The following is an 18,311-nucleotide window of genomic DNA, read 5'->3' as shown; positions in this document are numbered from 1 at the left end:
CGATCAGCGCACCAGCCCCCAGAGCTGCAGCGGGTGGGTGAGACGCCACCACGCGTCGGGATCGGGGATGTCGGCCGTCAGGTGCACCCCGACCGTCGCTGCGTTCAACGGGCCGCGCACCAGCACCTGGCCGACGGCGGCGTTCGCCGTGCGGGCCTGTCCCAGATCGAGCGTCGTGGTCGTCGCCGCCGCGGCGCCGTTCCAGAGGATAACTGCCGCGTCGGCATCCGTCACGATGTTCGCCGTCGCCCCCCAGGCGGTGCTCACCACGCCGGCGAGCGTGCCGGCCGGCAGGGCGAGGGGTGTCGAGACCTCGGTGGTGACCTCGGACAGCAGACGTGCCGTCTCCTGGTCGCGTGCCTCGGCAGTGGGCTGACCCAGAGCGGTGGCATAGACGCGCACCTGGGTGGTCCCGACGGTGATGTCCTTCGCCGCGAGCAGGTTGTAGAACGCTGCCAAACTGCCCGTCTTCAGCCCCACGACGCCGGGGTCGGTCAGCAGATCGTTCGTGTTCGTCACCTCACCCGCCCCGGGCAGCTCGACGCTGCGAGTGCGTGCGATCTCGGCCACCACGGGGTTGGCGAGGGCGAGCTGCGCCAGCGTCACCAGAGCGGCCGGCTCGGCGGTGTTGGCGGGGTCGATTCCCGTCGGCTCGGACAGCGTGATGGCCCCGAGGCCGTGACGGTCCAGCCATGCCCGCGCGGCCTGGGCGAAGACCTCGTCGGTTGGCCAGAGGGTGCTGGCCAGTCGATTCGTGTAGTTGCCCGCCGACCCCATCAGAATGCCCTGCAGCATCTGGTACTCGGTGAGCGTGCCTCCGACGGGGACATCCAGCGCTGACTCGTCGTCCGCCAGATAGTCCCAGTACGTCTGGCGGTCGCGCGAGGTGAAGGTGAACTCCGGCCCGGGCTGTCCGACGCTCAGCGGCATCTCGTCGAGGATCATCAGCACGGTGACGACCTTGGAGATGCTCGCCATCGAGACGGGTGCGCTCGAGGATGCCGCGACGGCCTCGAATCCCGCGACGCCGACGGCGCCGGCGCCGTCGGACGGCCACGCCACGGCCGACACGGTGGACACCGGTCCGTCGGGCGTGATCTCCCGCACGGTCGGCGCCACGGCCCAGAGCGGCCAGAGCAGCGTCGCGGCCGCGTAGGCGCCGCAGACGCCGATGGCGGTGAGCAACGGCACGACGACGCCGGCGCGCAGCGGGGAGCGTCGCGGGCGTCGAGCAAGCAGGTCGGGAGCCGCACCGGCCGCGATCGGCGTATCGACCGCGCCGGTGACGGTCTCATCGTCCACCCAGGCGAGCGCGCGGCGGCCTGCGCGGTTGCGGACGACGACGGTATCGGTCGGGGCGGTGCTCTCGCGCAGCGCGCGGCGCGACGGCGGGGGCGCGTCGTCCGAGGTCACCCGCTCAACGTACCCGTTCGCCGCTATACTCGAGCGCACAACCACGGGAGTCCGGTGAGCCGGGCTGAGAGGAAGCGATCCACGCTTCGACCGTCGAACCTGATCCGGATCATGCCGGCGCAGGGAGGAGAGAATATGCACGCGTCTGCGTCCCCGTCCACCGTCACCTCGTCGGATGCCGCGGCATCCCGTTCCGCCGTCGGCGTCGGCCGTCTGCGCTGGAGAGTCGTCGACATCGTCGTCGCCAGTGTCATCGGCGTCGCGTCGGGCCTGATCTTCCTGCTCTGGAACATCGGCTACCTCGGCCCGAAGAGCCTGCTGGAACCCCTGCTGCCCGGCATGCAGGGCCTGCTGGACGGGCCGTGGCTGTTCGCCGGCGTGCTCGGTGCGCTCGTCATCCGCAAGCCGGGAGCGGCGATCTACACCGAGACGCTCGCGGCCGTCGTCTCGGCCCTCGTCGGCAACCAGTGGGGCGGCTTCCTGACCCTCGAGGCGGGCCTCGTCCAGGGTCTCGGAGCCGAGCTCGTCTTCCTGTTGTTCTTCTACCGGGCGTGGAAGCTCCCGGTCGCGATCCTCGCCGGCGCCGGGGCTGCCCTTGCGGGGGGCATCAACAATCTGATCCTCTGGTACGCCGGGGCCGACGCCGCGTTCACGGTGATCTACCTGATCTGCACCACCATCTCGGGCGCCGTCATCGCCGGTGCCCTCTCGTGGGTGCTCGCGCGCGGTCTCGCCGCGACCGGTGCGCTGGATCGCTTCGCCGCGGGGCGCGAACGCCGCGACCTCGTCTGAGCGTGGCCGTCGACCTCGGCGGGCCGGTCGCGCCGGTCACGGTCAGCGCCCAGGGATGGGGCTGGCGGCACGCGTCACGCCGGGCCTGGGCGGTGCGCGACGTGTCGTTTCGCATCGAACCCGGCGAACGCGTGCTGCTGCTCGGTGCTTCCGGCGCGGGCAAGTCGACGCTGCTGCAGGGGCTTGCGGGCGTGCTCGGCGGCGACGAGGAGGGCGAGTCGGCGGGAGCACTGCTGATCGACGGCGTCCCGGCCGCGCAGACCCGCGGCCGGGCGGGCCTCGTGCTGCAGGATCCCGACGCGCAGGTGATCCTCGCGCGAGTGGGTGACGACGTCGCGTTCGGCTGCGAGAACCTGGGCGTGCCGCGTGAGGAGATCTGGCCGCGCGTGCACGCGGCACTGGATGCCGTGCGGCTCGACGTCGAGATCGACCGGCCGACGCAGGCGCTGTCGGGCGGGCAGAAGCAGCGGCTCGCGCTCGCCGGCGCGCTGGCCATGCGGCCGGGCCTGCTCCTGCTGGACGAGCCGACCGCCAATCTCGACCCGGCCGGTGTCGCCGACGTCCGCGACGCTGTGGGGCGCGTTCTCGACGGCACCGGGGCGACGCTCGTGGTCGTGGAGCATCGGGTCGACGTCTGGCTCCCGCTCGTGGACCGGGTGATCGTGCTCGGGGCGGAGGGACTGCTCGCCGACGGCCCGCCGCAGAGAGTGCTCGGCGCGCGGGCGGCCGAGCTCGCCGACGCGGGTGTCTGGGTTCCCGGCATCCCGGCGGCGGTGCCGCCTCCGCCCGCCGCAGCCGCGGGCGACGACCTGCTGCGCGCGGGGGACCTGGCCGTCGCGCGCGTGCGCGGCGTGCCGATCGCCACGGGCATCGATCTCGAGGTCCGCGCCGGGGAGGCGCTCGCCATCACGGGGCCCAACGGGGCCGGCAAGTCGACTCTCGGCCTCACTCTCGCGGGACTGCTGCGGCCGGCATCCGGCGACCTGTCGGCCTCGGCGACGCTCGCCGCCGGCGCCGCGCCGACACCGATCGCGTGGCGCTCACGTGAGCTTCTCACCCGTATCGGCACCGTCTTCCAGGACCCGGAGCATCAGCTGCTCGCCCGGTCGGTACGCGGCGAGCTCGAGGTCGGGCCGCGCGCGCTCGGAATGGACGAGGCCGCGTCTGCCGCCCGCGTGGACGAGCTGCTGCAGCGGCTGCGGCTGACCGCGCTGGCCGCCGCCAACCCGTACACGCTCTCGGGAGGGGAGAAGCGCCGGCTCACCGTCGCCGCCGTCCTCGCCACCGCCCCGCGCGTCCTGGTGCTGGACGAGCCGACCTTCGGCCAGGACGCGCGCACGTGGGCGGAGCTGGTCGCGCTGCTGGCCCGCTTGCGCGACGAGGGGTCGGCCATCGTGGCGATCACCCATGACGAGGCCGTCGTCGATGCGCTCCACGCCCGGCGTTTCGCGCTGACTGCGGATGCCGCGGCATGAGCATGCTCGCCGCCGACACCCGCACCCGGCCCGGCGTCATCGCGCGCGTCAATCCGGTCGCCAAACTCGCCGCCAGCGCGGTGATCGCCCTGCCGCTGATCGTGACGCTGGATTGGGTGTCGGCCGCGGTCGCGCTGGCGCTGGAGAGCGTCCTGTTCGTGTTCGCGGGGCTGCGGTGGCGGGAGTTCTGGATGCGAACCTGGCCCGTGTGGCTGGCCGCGCCGCTGACGGCGCTGACGATCGCGCTCTACGGCGCGGCGTCCGGGCAGGTCTACGTCGAATGGTTCGTCCTGCGCATCAGCGAGGGGTCGCTCGCGCTGGCGGTCGCGACGTTCTTCCGCGTGCTGGCCGTGGCCCTGCCCTCGGTCGTGCTGTTCGTCACCGTCGATCCCACTGATCTCGCCGACGGCCTGGCCCAGGTGTGGCGCCTGCCCGCACGGTTCGTGCTGGGCGCGCTGGCGGGCCTGCGCATGGTCGGACTGTTCCTCGAGGACTGGAGGGCTCTGGAACTCGCCCGCCGGGCACGCGGCATCGCCGATCAGGGGCGTGTTCGCCGCTTCGCCGGCATGGCCTTCGCGCTGCTCGTGCTCTCCATCCGCCGCGGTTCCAAGCTCGCCACCGCGATGGAGGCGCGCGGCTTCGGCGCTCCCGGCCGCCGCACGTGGGCCCGCGTCTCCCGCTTCGGCGGGCGGGAGTGGATGCTCGTGGCGGTGGGCGTCGCGATCTCTGCCGCCTCCGTGTCGGCCGCGGTCGCGGCGGGCACGTGGAACTTCATCCTCGGCCCGGGCTGAGCGGCAGCTCCACGATGCGGCGGGCGAGAGCCTCCTCGACGACCAGTTCGGTGATGAGCCCCGCCGCCAGCGCGCCGCGCAGCGCGTCGATCTTCGACAGGCTCGACACCGCACACAGGCGACGGGGGATGCGGCGGATGACGTCGAACGACGGACCGCTCGAGCGATCATTGAGCTCGATGCCGCCGGTCGAGCCGTCCAGCCGGTAGAACACCGTGGCGCAGTCGCCGACGACGCCGTCGCGCAGCAGCACCCGCAGATCCTCGCCGGTCAGGTAGCCGCCGGCATAGACGTGCGAGGGAACGTCCGCCTGGGGCGAGCCGAGCCCGAAGACGAACACCTGCACGCGCGCCTGCGCCTCCACGACGCGGCGGATGGAGCGCTCCCGCCACAGCAGCTGCTTCGTGTGCGGGTCATCGAACAGCGCCGGCACGGGAAACTGCTGCACGTCGGTGCCGAAGGCCTGCCCGAAGCGTTCCAGAATGGCCCCCGAGTAGCTGATGCCCGAGGTCGACTCGTTGGCCGCGCCGTTCATCTGCACGATCTGCGATTCGTGCAGCCGCTTGGTCGGCAGATGACGGGCGATCGCCGACACGGTCGCGCCCCAGGCGATGCCGATGCTCGCCTGGGGATCGAGCGTGGTCGACAGGACGTGCGCCGCGGTGCGCGCGGTGCGCTCGAGGCGCTCGGCGTCGGTGGAGCGCGGCGGCGTGCTGACGACGTGCACCGAGATGCCGTAGCGCTCGGACAGACGCCGGGCGACGACGCTCGTGGCCTCCTGCGGCGAATGAACCGTGATCTCCACGAGCCCGATCTCGCGGGCGTGAGCGATCAGGCGCGAGACCGACGATCGCGACAGCTTCATCTCGGAGGCGATCTGCTCCATCGTCTGGTCCTGCACGTAGTACAGCTGGGCGGCGTGCAGCGCGTCACGGGCTCGCGCCTCGGCGTCGGTCTCGATGCTCACGTGTCCTCCTGATCATGAACATTCCTCCTGCACATTCGTGCAGGGTGCGGGCTACGATGCACGTATGTTCAGATCGTTTGCGCGTTCGTTCACCGGCGTTTCAGTGTAGATCCGTTCCACCGTGAAAAACGCGCGGCGAGACACTGCGAAGCCGCGGAAGGAAGAGCGATGACCGAGTCGAAGGCGACGATCCGTCCGAACATCCAGGCCCTGAAGGACCGCCCCCACGCGGAAGTTCTCATCATCGGGGGCGGGATCAACGGCATCGCGACGTTCCGCGACCTCGCGCTGCAGGGCGTCGACGTCGCCCTCGTGGAACGCGACGACTACGTGAGCGGCGCGTCCTCGGCATCCAGCCACATGATCCACGGCGGTGTGCGGTACCTGGAGAACGGCGAGTTCCGCCTCGTGAAGGAGTCGGTGACCGAGCGCAACCGGCTCGTGCGCAACGCGCCCCACTTCGTGCGCCCGCTGCCCACGACGATTCCGATCCACCGCACCATCTCGGGCATCCTCACCGCGCCCTTCCGTCTGCTCGTCACGCACGGCCGCGGCAAGCCGAGCGAGCGCGGTGCGCTGCTGATCAAGCTCGGTCTCGTCATGTACGACACCTTCTCGCGCGACGGGGGTGCCGTCCCGCGCCACCGGTTCCACGGGCGTCGCCGCTCGCGCGAGCTGTTCCCCGACCTCGACGACCGGTTCCGCTACACCGCGACCTACTACGACGCCTCCATGCACGACCCCGAGCGCCTCGCGCTGGACGTGTTGCGCGACGGTGCCCGGGAGGAGTCCGCGCGCGCCGCGAACTACGCGCCCGTCGTCGGCGCCGACGGGAAGGCGGTCATCATCCGCGATGCCGTCACCGGCGAGGAGTTCCCCTTCACCGCCGACGTCGTCGTCAACACGAGCGGCCCCTGGACCGACATCACCAATGACGCTCTGGGCACCCCCACCCGATTCATGGGCGGCACGAAGGGCTCGCACATCGTGCTCGAGAACCCGGAGCTGCTGGAGGCGACCCGCGGCAACGAGATCTTCTTCGAGGCGGCCGACGGCCGGATCGTGCTGATCTACCCGCTCAAGGGCCGCGTCATGGTCGGAACGACCGACATCGACGCCGACCCGTCGACGCCGACCGTCTGCACCGACGACGAGATCTCGTACTTCTTCGACCTCATCGCACAGGTCTTCCCGCACATCGCGGTCGACCGCTCGCAGATCGTCTACACCTTCTCGGGCATCCGCCCGCTGCCGCGCCACGACGACCTCGCGCCGGGCTTCGTGTCGCGCGACTACCGCATCGAAAAGGCGCGCCTGGGTGGAGCCGCCGGCGTTCCGGTGATGAGCCTGGTCGGCGGGAAGTGGACCACCTTCCGTGCCCTCGCCGAGCACCTGTCCACTGAGGTGCTCGCTGCGCTCGGGCGTCCGCGCCGGATCTCGACGCTCGATCTCGCCATCGGCGGCGGCGCCGGATACCCGCGCACCGACGCCGACCGCTCGCGCTGGCTCGAGGCCCATCGTGGAGCGCACAGCGCCGCGTTCGCCGATCGCATGCTGGAGCGCTACGGCACCTACGCGACCGAGATGCTCGGAACGCTGCCGGTCAACCAGCGCCCCCTCGAGCACGCCCCGGGCTACTCGGCGGAGGAGATCGCCTTCCTGGCCGAGCGTGAGGAGGTCGTCACGCTCATCGATCTGCTGCTGCGCCGCACGCACATCGCGTTCGTCGGCGGCGTGACCGCCGACACCCTCGCCGAGGTCGCGGAGGCGGCTGCCCCCGTGCTCGGGTGGGATGCCGATGGCATCCGAGCCCAGATCGACGACGCGGCCCGCGAGCTCCAGGAGCGGCATCGCATCGATGTGGAAACCTCCCACCTGGCGCCCTTGAGCGCATGAGAGGCAGGAGGAGCCGCTTCTAGAATCCGGCGCGGCCTGACGCCGGCATCCCCTTCAGGCCATCCTTCCCACCCGGCGGCGTCGCCGGGGGAACCTCTGCAGAAAGGTCAATGCTGACATGCACGACATCAATCTCGGGCTCTACTTCGTGTCAGAGCTCGTCGGGACGGCGATGCTGCTCCTGCTCGGCGGTGGCGTCGTCGCCAACGTCATCCTCGCCAAGTCGAAGGGCTTCGGCGGCGGGACGCTGATGATCAACTGGGGCTGGGGCCTCGCGGTGTTCGCGGGTGTGCTCGTCTCCTCCTATTCCGGTGCACAGCTGAACCCGGCCGTCTCTATCGCCCTGCTGATCGCCGGCAAGATCGGCGTCGCGCAGTTCTTCGTCGCGATCGCCGCGCAGCTGGTCGGCGCGTTCATCGGTGCGGTGCTCTGCTGGCTCGCCTACAAGCAGCACTTCGACGAGGAGCCGGACGCGGCCACCAAGCTCGGCGTCTTCTCCACCGGTCCCGCCATCCGCTCCTACGGCTGGAACCTGATCACCGAGGTCATCGGCACCTTCGTGCTCGTGTTCGTCATCTTCGCGTTCGCCGACTACGGCGACGTGCAGATCGGTGTTCCGGGTGCGCTCGGACCGCTCACCGCCGTGCCCGTCGCCCTCCTGGTGGTCGGCATCGGCGCCTCGCTCGGTGGCCCCACCGGCTACGCCATCAACCCGGCTCGTGACCTCGGTCCCCGCATCGCCCACGCGATCCTCCCGATCAAGGGCAAGGGCTCCAGCGACTGGTCCTACGCCTGGGTGCCGGTCGTCGGCCCGCTGCTCGGTGGCACGATCGCCGCGCTCGCCGCTCCGGCGCTGCTGCACCTCGCGCACCTCTGATCCCGTTCCCGATCCTCACTACAGACACCTAGACAAGGACGTCCACTCATGAGCGACTACATCATCGCCCTCGACCAGGGCACCACCTCCAGCCGCGCGATCATCTTCGACAAGAAGGGCTCGATCATCTCCGTCGGCCAGAAGGAGCACGAGCAGATCATGCCGCGCGCCGGCTGGGTCGAGCACGACCCGATCGAGATCCGCGACAACATGCGCGAGGTCATCGGTATCGCGCTCGGTCGCGCGAACCTGACGCGGCACGACATCGCGGCGGTCGGCATCACGAACCAGCGCGAGACCGCCGTCGTGTGGGACAAGAACACCGGCATCCCGGTGTACAACGCGATCGTCTGGCAGGACACCCGCACGCAGCCCATCGTCGACCGGCTCGCGGGCGATGCGGGAGTCGAGCGGTACAAGGACATCGTGGGTCTGCCGCTCGCGACCTACTTCTCGGGCACCAAGATCGTCTGGATCCTCGAGAACGTCGAGGGTGCGCGCGAGAAGGCCGAAGCCGGTGATCTGATCTTCGGCACGACCGACACGTGGGTGCTCTGGAACCTCACGGGCGGCCCCGACGGCGGCGTGCACGCGACCGACGTCACGAACGCATCGCGGACGCTGTTCATGGACCTGAAGACCCTCGAATGGCGCGACGACATCCTCGCCGACTTCGGCGTGCCGCGCTCGATGATGCCCGAGATCCGCTCCTCCAGCGAGGTCTACGGCGAGGCGCGCGACACGTCGCTCCTGCGCGAGACTCCGGTGGCCGGCATCCTCGGCGACCAGCAGGCGGCGACGTTCGGCCAGGCGGCATTCGATGCCGGCGAGAGCAAGAACACCTACGGCACCGGCAACTTCCTGATCTTCCAGACCGGAACCGAGATCGTGAAGAGCGAGAACGGTCTGCTCACGACGGTCGGCTACAAGCTCGGCGACGGGCCCGCCCACTACGCGCTGGAGGGGTCGATCGCTGTCACCGGTTCGCTCATCCAGTGGCTGCGCGATCAGCTCGGCATCATCTCCTCCGCCCCCGAGGTGGAAGAGCTGGCCAAGAAGGTCGACGACAACGGCGGTGTCTACTTCGTGCCCGCCTTCTCGGGGCTGTTCGCACCGTACTGGCGTCCGGACGCCCGTGGTGCGATCGTCGGTCTCACCCGCTACGCGAACCGCAACCACATCGCCCGCGCTGCGCTGGAGGCCACCGCCTTCCAGACGCGCGAGGTGCTGGATGCCGTCAACGCGGACTCCGGTGTCGACCTCACCGAGCTCAAGGTCGACGGCGGCATGATCGCCAACGACACGCTGATGCAGTTCCAGGCCGACATCCTGGGCGTTCCGGTCGTGCGGCCGGTGGTCGCCGAGACCACCGCCCTCGGTGCGGCCTACGCGGCCGGTCTCGCGGTCGGGTTCTGGAACGACCTCGACGAGCTGCGGGCGAACTGGCAGGAAGACAAGCGCTGGACGCCGAACGACGACGTCGCCGAGCGCGAGCGTCAGCTGCGCCTGTGGAAGAAGGCCGTCACCAAGTCGATGGACTGGGTCGACGCCGACGTGAACTGATCTCGCTCAGCGCGATACCCGGATCGGGGTCGCAGACGGTCGCCTCTCGCGAGGCATGACGACCGTGTGCGACCCCGATCTCGCGTGCGGGGCGATCCCGTGGCGGCGGGGGCGCTCACGTCGCGTTCCAGAGGTCGCGGTAGAAGCTCATGCGCTCGGCATCCGCGTCGATGCCGTAGCCGTCGAGCAGGGCGCGCTCCCAACCCGGCCCGTAGTTCCATTCGGTGCTCATGGCGGCGACCGCGATGTCGGCCCACCGGTCGGCGACGCCGAGCGCCCCGAGGTCGACGTGTCCGCTCCAGCGCCCGTCGCCCCCGATGAGCGTGTTCGGGCAGCAGGCGTCGCCATGGCACACGACGAGCCGGTCGACGACGGGGCCCTCGGTGAGCGCGACGGGCAGGCGGATGCCGCGGCGGCGGGCCGCGGCGACGCGCGCCGGCACCGACCAGTCGAACGGACAGTCCGCGACCGGGAGGGCGTCGTGCAGGGCGCGCAACCCCGCGCCGACGGCGGCCACCGCAGTCGCCGGCTCGCCGACCCACCGCGGGTCGACCGCCGACAGGCCCGTGCGAGCCCGGCACCCGCCGCGAGGCGCCGCACCGGGACCGGGACCGGAAGGTGCTCGCTCGGGATGCTCACGGCATCCATCCTGCCCCTCGCGCCCGCGGCGGCGTCCGTGGTGAGATGAACTGTGCCCACCTCTGTCGCTCGCCGTGTCGGCGTGCTCACCGCTCTCGACGACACCGACGGGCCGGCCCTCGCCCTCGGGGATGCCGCCGCGCGTCACGTCCGCCTGCGCCCCGACGGCCTGCAGCCCGCGCTCGGGGACGCCCCCGCCGGCTTCGTACCCTGGGGGCAGGTGCGCGCGGTGGTCGCTGACGTGCCCGCGACGTGGTGGCCGCATCCCGCCGTCGGCGACACCCTCGTGCCGCTGATCGAGGGCATCTTCGGCGGCTCGTCGGGAGAGATCTCCGAGACGCCGACCTTTCCCGTTCGGGTCACCACCGACGACGGGGCGGTCGTGGAGTGGCGAGCGACGCCGCACTACCTCTCCGGCTATCGGCGGCGGGATGCCGCGTTGGCCCGGCGCCTCGTCGATCACCTGGTCGCCGTGCCGGAGGCACGCGTGCTGCTCGCCCGTCCCGACGATCTGCTGGCGCGGCTGGGGGAGATCCTCCGAGCACACTGAGGTGGCATATTGAGACCTAGTACCGCGTATGCTGGCACTCAGTAGCACGACCCGTCGCTGAGCGACGGGAGCAGTCCGGACTTCGAAGGAGAATCCATGGATATCGTCGGCGCATCCGCGCTCGTCACCGGCGGGGCCAGCGGCCTCGGCCTGGCCACCGCGAGACGCCTCGCCGATGCGGGCGCGTACGTCGTGATCGTCGACCTCCCCACCTCCGCCGGCACCGAGCGGGCTGCGGAACTCGGCGGCACCTTCGCGGCCGCCGACGTCACCGACCCGACGCAGATCGCTGCCGCCGTCGACGCCGCCGTGGCGCAGGCTCCGCTGCGGGTGGTCGTCAACTGCGCCGGTATCGCTCCGCCCGCCAAGGTGCTCGAGCGCGACGGGTCGCCGAGCGATCTCGCACACTTCGAGCGCATCGTGCGTGTCAACCTCGTGGGCACGTACAACGTCATCGGGCAGGCCTCCGCCGCCATCGCGAAGACGGAGCCCACCGACGGCGGCGACCGCGGCGTCATCGTCAACACGGCCTCGGTGGCGGCCTTCGACGGTCAGATCGGCCAGCCCGCCTACTCCGCGAGCAAGGGCGGTGTGCACGCGATGACGCTGCCGATCGCCCGCGAGCTCGCGCGCTACGGCATCCGTGTGGTCACCATCGCCCCCGGGATCATGGAGACCCCGATGCTCGCCGGTCTCCCGGAGGCCGCGCAGCACAGTCTCGGTCAGCAGGTTCCCTACCCGGCCCGCCTCGGAAGGCCGGACGAATACGCGAGCCTGGTCGCCGAGATCGTGCGCAACGGCTATCTCAACGGTGAGACCATCCGCCTCGACGGCGCCATCCGGATGGCGCCGAAGTGACCGCCTCGATCATCCACACCCGCGACGGCGCGCTCGCCCGGCTCACGTTCAACCGGCCCGCGTCGCTGAACGCCATGGGCTTCGAGATGGGCAGGCTCTGGCGCGACCTCGCCCACGAGATCACCGCCGATCCGACGGTCGGCGCCATCGTGCTGGATGCCGCAGGCCCCGCCTTCTGCGCCGGCGGCGACGTCGTCGAGATGGCGGCCTCCGGCTCGAGCGGCGACGACATCACAGCGATGGCACGCGTGATCCACGACGGCATCCTCACGTTCGTCGACTCCGACATTCCGATCGTCGCGGCGGTGCAGGGCGCCGTCGCGGGTGGGGGACTCGGTCTGATGCTCACGGCCGACTACGTTGTCGCAGGGCCCCGGGCGCGCTTCGTGAGCAAGTACGCCAATATCGGCCTCACCCCCGATCTCGGCGTCTCGACGCTGCTTCCGGCGGCGGTGGGGCAGACCCGCGCGCTGCGGATGCTGCTCGATGACCTCACCATCGACGCGGCCACCGCGCTCGAGTGGGGTCTGGTCACCGAGATCGCCGACGACCCGGGTGCACGTGCCGCCGAGCTGGCCCGATTCTGGCTCGACGGCGCGACCGCGGCCTTCGGTCAGGCCAAGCGCCTCGTCCGCGCCGGCGCGCGTCGCGCCTTCGCCGACAACCTCGACGACGAAGCCCGCACGATCGGCGCCAGCTTCGACACCCCGCAGGCGAAGGCCCGGGTCGCGGCGTTCGCCGCGGCATCCACCTCGCCCACCTCTGAAAAGGGACGCGCATGACTCTCGCCGGAAAGACCATCCTCATGTCGGGCGGCAGTCGTGGCATCGGCCTCGCGATCGCTCTGCGGGCGGCCCGCGACGGCGCCAACATCGCCCTCATGGCCAAGACCGACACCCCGCACCCCAAGCTCGCCGGCACCGTGCACAGCGCCGCGGCCGAGATCGAGGCGGCTGGCGGTCGGGCCCTGCCGATCGTCGGCGACGTGCGCAACGACGACGACATCACCGCTGCGGTGCTGAAGACCCACGGCGAGTTCGGGGGCATCGACATCGTCGTCAACAACGCCTCGGTGATCGACCTGTCCGGCTCGCTCGAGCTCGCCGCGAAGAAGTACGACCTCATGCAGGACGTCAACGTGCGCGGCACGTTCATGCTCAGCCGTGCCGCCGTGCCGATTCTGAAGGATGCCGAGAACCCGCACATCCTCTCGCTGTCGCCGCCCCTGAACATCACGCCGCGCTGGCTGGGTGCGCACACCGGCTACACCCTCGCCAAGTACGGCATGACGATGGCGACGCTGGGGATGGCTGCGGAGTTCGCGAAGGACGGCATCGCCGCCAATACCCTGTGGCCCGAGACGACGATCGCCACGGCCGCCGTGCAGTTCGCCCTCGGCGGCGACCGGATGATGAAGGTCAGCCGCACCCCCGAGGTCTACGCCGACGCGGCGTACGAAGTGCTCACGCGTCCGGCGCGCGAGTACACCGGTCAGACACTCATCGTCGAGCAGGTGCTGCGCGATGCCGGGGTGACGGACTTCTCCCGCTACGCGGCGACACCCGGCACGCCCGACCACGAGCTGTTCCCCGACATCTTCCTCTGAGCCCTGCGTTTCGACTCATCGCTGCGCTCCTCGCTCAACGACCGGAGGTGTGACACCCGGTCGTTGAGCGAGCCGAGCGAGTCGAAACGCGGTGTCAGATCAGCCCGAGACGCGTCAGCGCGTTGCTGACGCCGTCCTCCAGCACGCCGGTGGTGACGAGGTCGGCCATCGCCTGCAATTCGGGGTCGGCACCGCCCATCGCGACCGACGTGCCGACGACCTCGAACATCTCGACGTCGTTCCAGCTGTCGCCGATGCCGATGGCGTCGGCGGCATCCATCCCCAGCACGGCGAGCACCTCGGTGATCGCCGCGCCCTTGTTGACGCCCTGCTGGCAGATCTCGCCGTTCGAGCCGCCGGGCAGCGGGATGGAACCGGGGATCACGTGGAACTGCGGCCCCAGCTCGTCGGCGGCGCGGGTGAGCGTGTCGCTGGCCGTGCTGAGGAAGGTCGCCTTGACCACGGCATCGAGGTCGACCTCGTCCAGCGGCCGGTAGTGCTTGAGGAGGGCGACATCCTCCGAGGCGGCGGCCGCCGCGCGTTCGTCGACCGGGGGGTGGGTTCGCACGAAGCGGCGGGCGTGCTCGAGCACGCCGGGGCTGACGTAGACGGTGCCGTCGGTCTGCAGGAAGTAGTGCGCACCGTGCTCTTCGAAGTACGCGATCATCCGGTCGACGAGGGGGCGCGGCATGAGGTGCGCGACGATCTGCTCGTCGCCCCGGACGGCGAAGGCGCCGCCGTTGGTGATGGCGCCGTCGACCGGGATGGCGCGCACCTTCGGGTTGATGTCGCCGGCCGAGCGACCCGTGCACAGGTACACCAGGTGACCGTTCGCGCGCGCGGCGGCGATCGCGACCGGCGTGGAGGCCGACATCTGGGCCCCGTGTTCGAGGATCGTCCCGTCGATGTCGATGAAGATGATGCGGCGGCGGGACGGGGATATCGACGAGGAGCTCACGGCATCCATTCTCCCCGGTGCGCCTGAACGTCCGGTGTCGCGTCCGCCGCCGGGCCGAACCTCAGTGCTTCGGCCCGGCGACGAGCAGGATGCCGCCGAGCCCGATCATCATTCCGCCCCCGGTCGCGCTCAGCCGCTCGATGCGCTTCGGTGAGCGCGCGAACCACACGCGCGCCGCCGCGGCGGCGAGCACCCACATCGAATCGGACACGACCGCGAGCAGCGCGAACACCAGGCCGAGCTCCAGGAGCTGCAGCGGCACTGCGCCGGCCTTCAGATCGACGAACTGCGGCAGCACCGCGACGAAGAAGGCGAGCGTCTTCGGATTGGTGACACCCACGACGAAGCCCTGCCAGAGCTGACGGGCGTGCCCGCGCGGCAGCCCGGTCAGATCGGGTGCCGCCGCGGCGCTCTTGCGATGGCGGATCGCCTGGATGCCGAGGTAGACGAGGTACAGCGAGCCGACGACCTTGAGGATCGTGAACAGCACGATCGACTGCGCTACGAGGCCCCCGACCCCGACCGCGACGAGTGCGACGATCGGGATGAGCGCGAGGCTCACTCCGGCGACGCTCAGCAGTCCGCCGGTGCGCCCGAGCGCGAGGGTACGTCCGACCGAGAACAGCACCGCCGGGCCGGGGATGAGAATCAGCACGAGCGCCGTCAGCGTGAACGCGAGCAGGTTCTCCCAGGGCACCATGGCGTCAGTCTAGGGGTGCGGTGCGCCCCCTCCTCGCCCACGGCTCTCGCCCAGAGCGGCTACGGTGGCAGCGATGGCTCCCTCCGTAGACCTGCGCTCCGCACTCCGCGACCGTCCCCTCGTGCTCGACGGAGGTCTCGGCACGCTGCTCGAGTCGCGCGGCAATGACCTGAGCGGTCGCCTGTGGTCGGCGCGGCTGCTGCGCGACGACCCCGACGAGGTCCGTGCCGCCCACGCCGAGTTCGTCGATGCCGGCGCGGACGTGCTCGTCACGTCCTCGTATCAGCTCGCGTACGGCATCGGCATGGACGACGACGAGGTCGACGACCTGCTGCGCCGCAGCGTCGCGCTCGCGAAGGGCGCGGGCGATGCGTTCGTCGCGGCATCCGTGGGGCCGTTCGGGGCCGTCCGTGCCGACGGCAGCGAGTACACCGGCGCGTACGACGTCGACGTCGAGACGCTGCGCACCTTCCACCGTCGCCGGCTGGAGGTGCTGGCCGATGCCGGGGCCGACGCCCTCGCCATCGAGACGATTCCGAGCCGACTCGAGGTGCAGGCGCTCGCCGCCGAGCTCGACCGTCTCGGCCGCCCCGATCTGCCGGTGTGGATCAGCCTCTCCGCAGCCAGCAGTGGCTTCGTGGGTGCGGATCTCGCCGCCGCGCTCGCCGACGCGGCCGAGGTCGCCGGTGTCGTCGCCGTGGGCGTCAACTGCTGCCCGCCCGAGGCCGTGGCACCCGCCCTCGCGGCTGTGCCATCGGGCGTTGCCGGCATCGCCTATCCGAACTCCGGTGAGCGCTGGGATGCCGAGGCCCGCACCTGGGTGGGCGAGGGGGGTGTGCCGACCGCGCTGGCGAGCGCGTGGATCGCGGCCGGGGCCCGACTCGTCGGCGGTTGCTGCCGCACGACTCCGGCGCATATCGCGGCGCTGGCGGCGTCGCTGCGCTGACGATCACCGCGCTGCGTCCGGCGCCTCGGGTCAGACCAGGCCGTTACGGAGGAACGCGAGGGAAAGGCCGTCCTCGTCGATCGCGGCGGTGACCTGATCGGCGAGCGCTTTCACGCCGTCGACCGCATTGCCCATCGCGACGGCGGTGCCGACCGCGGCGAACATCTCGACGTCGTTCCAGTTGTCGCCGATGCCGACCGCATCGCGTGCGTCGAGGTCGAGCTCGGCGAGCAGCGAGCGGATCGCGGCTCCCTTGTGCACGCCGCGGGGCGCGATCTCGCCCGAGGCCGCGAACGCGACCGGAATGGTGCCCCCGACGACCTCGAAGTCATCCGCCAGCTCGGTCAGCGCGCGCGCCGCGGCATCCTCGTCGTCGGTCACGAACACGAGCTTCGCGAGGAGCGTCGGATCGATCTCGTGCGGCTCGCGGAAGACCTTGCCGGGAAGGCCGGCGGCCCCGAACCTCTCGGCGAAGAGCGCGGACAGCTCCGCCGAGCCGAACAGCTGGTCGTACGACTGGAAGTATCCGTGCAGGTCGTTGTCGACCAGATAGCGCTGCAAGCGCGCGACCTCGTCGGGGGTGAACAGGGTGGCGGACACGATCCGCCCGCCGAGGCTGGCGAACGCGCCGCCGTTGGTCACGGCGCCGTCGAAGCCGATGTCCATGAGCTCGTCGTGCAGTTCCGCCGTGCCGCGCCCCGTGCTCAGGAACACCAGGTGTCCCCGAGCACGGGCGGCGCGGATCGCCTCCACCGCGGTGGGCGGGATGTGCCGGCCGCCGTGCATGATCGTCCCGTCGACGTCCAGGAAGATCGCACGTGTCCGGGCGGAGCCGACCGTCGCGGAGGAGGGGCGGGTCATACGGTCAAGGCTCCGCCGTTGGTGCGGATCACGTCGGCGTACCAGTGGAAGGACTTCTTCTTGTAGCGATCGAGGGTGCCCGACCCGTCGTCGTTGCGGTCGACGTAGATGAAGCCGTATCGCTTGCTGAGCTGGGCGGTGGATGCCGAGACCAGGTCGATGCATCCCCAGGAGGTGTAGCCCAGCACGTTCACGCCGTCGGCGATCGCCTCCCCGACCTGCACGAGGTGGTCGTTCAGATACGCGATCCGGTAGTCGTCGACGACCGTCTTCACGCCGTCGATCTCGACGAGCTCATCCTTCGCGCCCAGGCCGTTCTCCACGATGAACAGCGGCTTCTGCCACCGGTCCCAGAACTGGTTCAGCACCAGGCGCAGGCCGACCGGGTCGATCTGCCAGCCCCACTCGCTCGCCTCCAGCGTCGGGTTCGGCACGCCGCCCATGATGTTGCCCTCGCCCGTCACCTTCTTCGCGGGGTCGGCCGTGGCGGCGACGGACATGTAGTAGCTGAATGAGACGAAGTCGACGGTGTTCTGCAGATCCTCGCGATCCTGCTCCGTGATCTCGAGCTCGATGCCCTTCTCGCGAAGAGTCCGCAGGAAGTACCCGGGGTAGGCGCCGCGGGTGTGCACGTCGCCGTAGACCAGGTTGGAGTGATCGAAGGCCATGACCTCCCGTGCGTCGGCCGGTGAGGGCGTCAGCGGGTAGACCGGCATCGACAGCACCATGCACCCGATCTGGGCGTTCGGGGCGACCTCCCGTGCGATCCGGGTGGCCCGCGCCGAGGCGACGAGCTCGTGATGCATGGCCTGGTAGAGGGTCTGTGCGCTGAGCTGATCCTTCGGGGTGTTGATGCCGCCCGACATGAACGGCGCGTGCAGCAGCGAGTTGATCTCGTTGAAGGTCAGCCAGTACTTCACCCGGGCGCCGAAACGCTCGAAGAGGGTACGGGCGTAGCGCTCGTAGAAGCCGATGAGCCGGCGGTCGGTCCATCCGTCGTAGGTCTCGGCGAGATGCAGCGGCGTCTCGTAGTGCGAGATCGTGACGAGCGGCTCGATGCCGTGCTTCTCGAGCTCGTCGAGCAGGCGGTCGTAGAACGCCAGACCCTCCTCGTTGGGCTCCGTTTCGTCGCCCTTCGGGAAGATGCGGCTCCATGCGATCGAGAACCGGTACGTCGTGAAGCCCATCTCCGCGAACAGTGCGATGTCTTCGGCGTAGCGGTGATAGTGGTCGATGCCGACCAGCTTGAGGTTGTCGTCGGTGGGGCCCGCGGTGCGCGGGCCGACGATGCCGTGGGGCATGACGTCCTGGACCGACAGGCCCTTGCCCCCCTCGCGGTAGGCGCCCTCCAGCTGGTTGGCGGCGGTGGCACCGCCCCAGAGGAAACCCTCGGGGAAGGCGGGTGCGGTGGTGCTCATG

At 70.5% G+C, this 18,311-nt stretch carries 17 protein-coding genes, 1 pseudogene and 1 riboswitch; of the genes and pseudogenes, 11 read left to right on the top strand and 7 right to left on the bottom strand.

All coding sequences use genetic code 11. From position 1 onward, the window contains the following. Positions 1–3: 3 nt before the first annotated feature. The gene (locus tag CEP17_RS08700) at positions 4–1,413 is read right to left on the bottom strand and encodes a D-alanyl-D-alanine carboxypeptidase (protein ID WP_239498481.1); all 1,410 of its coding nucleotides are present in this window, start codon (positions 1,411–1,413) and stop codon (positions 4–6) included. Positions 1,414–1,446: 33 nt separating this feature from the next. After that, positions 1,447–1,556, top strand: a riboswitch (TPP riboswitch). Here CEP17_RS08700 and CEP17_RS08695 point away from each other — a divergent pair. The 3 genes from CEP17_RS08695 (at position 1,549) to CEP17_RS08685 (ending at position 4,471) form a co-directional block, all read left to right on the top strand. Further along, positions 1,549–2,205, top strand: a complete 657-nt coding sequence (locus CEP17_RS08695) for an ECF transporter S component (protein ID WP_112931968.1) — start codon at positions 1,549–1,551, stop codon at positions 2,203–2,205. Its footprint overlaps the riboswitch before it by 8 nt. A 92-nt stretch (positions 2,206–2,297) precedes the next feature. Then, a complete protein-coding gene (locus CEP17_RS08690; RefSeq protein ID WP_112932915.1) occupies positions 2,298–3,680 on the top strand; it encodes an ABC transporter ATP-binding protein in 1,383 nt (460 codons plus the stop codon). Next, positions 3,677–4,471 carry an energy-coupling factor transporter transmembrane component T gene (locus CEP17_RS08685; RefSeq protein ID WP_112931967.1) on the top strand — a complete coding sequence of 265 codons (795 nt, stop codon included), beginning with the start codon at positions 3,677–3,679 and terminating at the stop codon, positions 4,469–4,471. Before CEP17_RS08690 ends, CEP17_RS08685 begins: the two co-directional genes overlap by 4 nt. On the opposite strand, the gene CEP17_RS08680 is transcribed toward CEP17_RS08685, so the two are convergent. After that, positions 4,452–5,438, bottom strand: coding sequence for a sugar-binding domain-containing protein (locus CEP17_RS08680; RefSeq protein WP_112931966.1), 987 nt, complete (start codon positions 5,436–5,438; stop codon positions 4,452–4,454). The two genes, CEP17_RS08685 and CEP17_RS08680, sit on opposite strands and share 20 nt — an antisense overlap. A 168-nt stretch (positions 5,439–5,606) precedes the next feature. Here CEP17_RS08680 and CEP17_RS08675 point away from each other — a divergent pair, with 168 nt between their 5' ends. The 3 genes from CEP17_RS08675 (at position 5,607) to glpK (ending at position 9,774) form a co-directional block, all read left to right on the top strand. Continuing rightward, positions 5,607–7,334, top strand: coding sequence for a glycerol-3-phosphate dehydrogenase/oxidase (locus CEP17_RS08675; RefSeq protein ID WP_112931965.1), 1,728 nt, complete (start codon positions 5,607–5,609; stop codon positions 7,332–7,334). 118 nt (positions 7,335–7,452) lie between these two features. Further along, complete coding sequence (locus CEP17_RS08670; RefSeq protein ID WP_036321539.1) at positions 7,453–8,211, top strand: MIP/aquaporin family protein; 759 nt, start codon at positions 7,453–7,455, stop codon at positions 8,209–8,211. A gap of 48 nt (positions 8,212–8,259) precedes the next feature. Beyond that, positions 8,260–9,774 carry a glycerol kinase GlpK gene (gene glpK / locus CEP17_RS08665; RefSeq protein ID WP_036321542.1) on the top strand — a complete coding sequence of 505 codons (1,515 nt, stop codon included), beginning with the start codon at positions 8,260–8,262 and terminating at the stop codon, positions 9,772–9,774. 115 nt (positions 9,775–9,889) lie between these two features. Here the strand turns inward: glpK and CEP17_RS08660 are convergent. Continuing rightward, a pseudogene (locus tag CEP17_RS08660) lies at positions 9,890–10,339 on the bottom strand (phosphotransferase); the annotation flags it as partial. A gap of 126 nt (positions 10,340–10,465) precedes the next feature. Between CEP17_RS08660 and CEP17_RS08655 the strand changes: the two are divergent. From CEP17_RS08655 to CEP17_RS08640, 4 genes are all read left to right on the top strand, one after another. Beyond that, positions 10,466–10,963, top strand: coding sequence for a hypothetical protein (locus CEP17_RS08655; RefSeq protein ID WP_112931964.1), 498 nt, complete (start codon positions 10,466–10,468; stop codon positions 10,961–10,963). 96 nt (positions 10,964–11,059) lie between these two features. Next, on the top strand, positions 11,060–11,821 hold the full coding sequence (locus CEP17_RS08650) for an SDR family NAD(P)-dependent oxidoreductase (RefSeq protein WP_112931963.1): 762 nt from the start codon (positions 11,060–11,062) through the stop codon (positions 11,819–11,821). Next, on the top strand, positions 11,818–12,603 hold the full coding sequence (locus CEP17_RS08645) for an enoyl-CoA hydratase/isomerase family protein (RefSeq protein ID WP_112931962.1): 786 nt from the start codon (positions 11,818–11,820) through the stop codon (positions 12,601–12,603). Before CEP17_RS08650 ends, CEP17_RS08645 begins: the two co-directional genes overlap by 4 nt. Next, positions 12,600–13,427, top strand: coding sequence for an NAD(P)-dependent oxidoreductase (locus tag CEP17_RS08640; protein WP_036321551.1), 828 nt, complete (start codon positions 12,600–12,602; stop codon positions 13,425–13,427). Before CEP17_RS08645 ends, CEP17_RS08640 begins: the two co-directional genes overlap by 4 nt. Before the next feature lie 94 nt (positions 13,428–13,521). Here CEP17_RS08640 and CEP17_RS08635 read toward each other — a convergent pair whose 3' ends face one another. Then, positions 13,522–14,394, bottom strand: a complete 873-nt coding sequence (locus tag CEP17_RS08635; protein ID WP_239498479.1) for a Cof-type HAD-IIB family hydrolase — start codon at positions 14,392–14,394, stop codon at positions 13,522–13,524. Between the two features lie 52 nt (positions 14,395–14,446). Further along, on the bottom strand, positions 14,447–15,085 hold the full coding sequence (locus tag CEP17_RS08630) for a LysE family translocator (RefSeq protein ID WP_112931960.1): 639 nt from the start codon (positions 15,083–15,085) through the stop codon (positions 14,447–14,449). Between the two features lie 73 nt (positions 15,086–15,158). On the opposite strand from CEP17_RS08630, the gene mmuM reads away from it, so the two are divergent. Further along, positions 15,159–16,031: a homocysteine S-methyltransferase gene (mmuM, locus tag CEP17_RS08625; protein ID WP_112931959.1), complete on the top strand. Its 873-nt coding sequence runs from the start codon at positions 15,159–15,161 to the stop codon at positions 16,029–16,031. Positions 16,032–16,061: 30 nt separating this feature from the next. Here mmuM and CEP17_RS08620 read toward each other — a convergent pair whose 3' ends face one another. Both CEP17_RS08620 and CEP17_RS08615 read right to left on the bottom strand, forming a co-directional pair. Continuing rightward, entirely contained in the window at positions 16,062–16,892 is an 831-nt protein-coding gene (locus tag CEP17_RS08620) for a Cof-type HAD-IIB family hydrolase (RefSeq protein WP_051039662.1), read from the bottom strand. Continuing rightward, positions 16,889–18,310 carry a glycoside hydrolase family 1 protein gene (locus CEP17_RS08615; protein ID WP_036321560.1) on the bottom strand — a complete coding sequence of 474 codons (1,422 nt, stop codon included), beginning with the start codon at positions 18,308–18,310 and terminating at the stop codon, positions 16,889–16,891. The genes CEP17_RS08620 and CEP17_RS08615 overlap by 4 nt, the downstream gene beginning before the upstream one ends. Between the last annotated feature and the right edge of the window lies 1 nt (position 18,311).

This window comes from Microbacterium sp. PM5 (assembly GCF_003293595.1).
In the GTDB taxonomy this organism is placed as follows: Bacteria; Actinomycetota; Actinomycetes; order Actinomycetales; family Microbacteriaceae; genus Microbacterium.
This window is presented reverse-complemented; position numbering and strand designations above follow the sequence as displayed.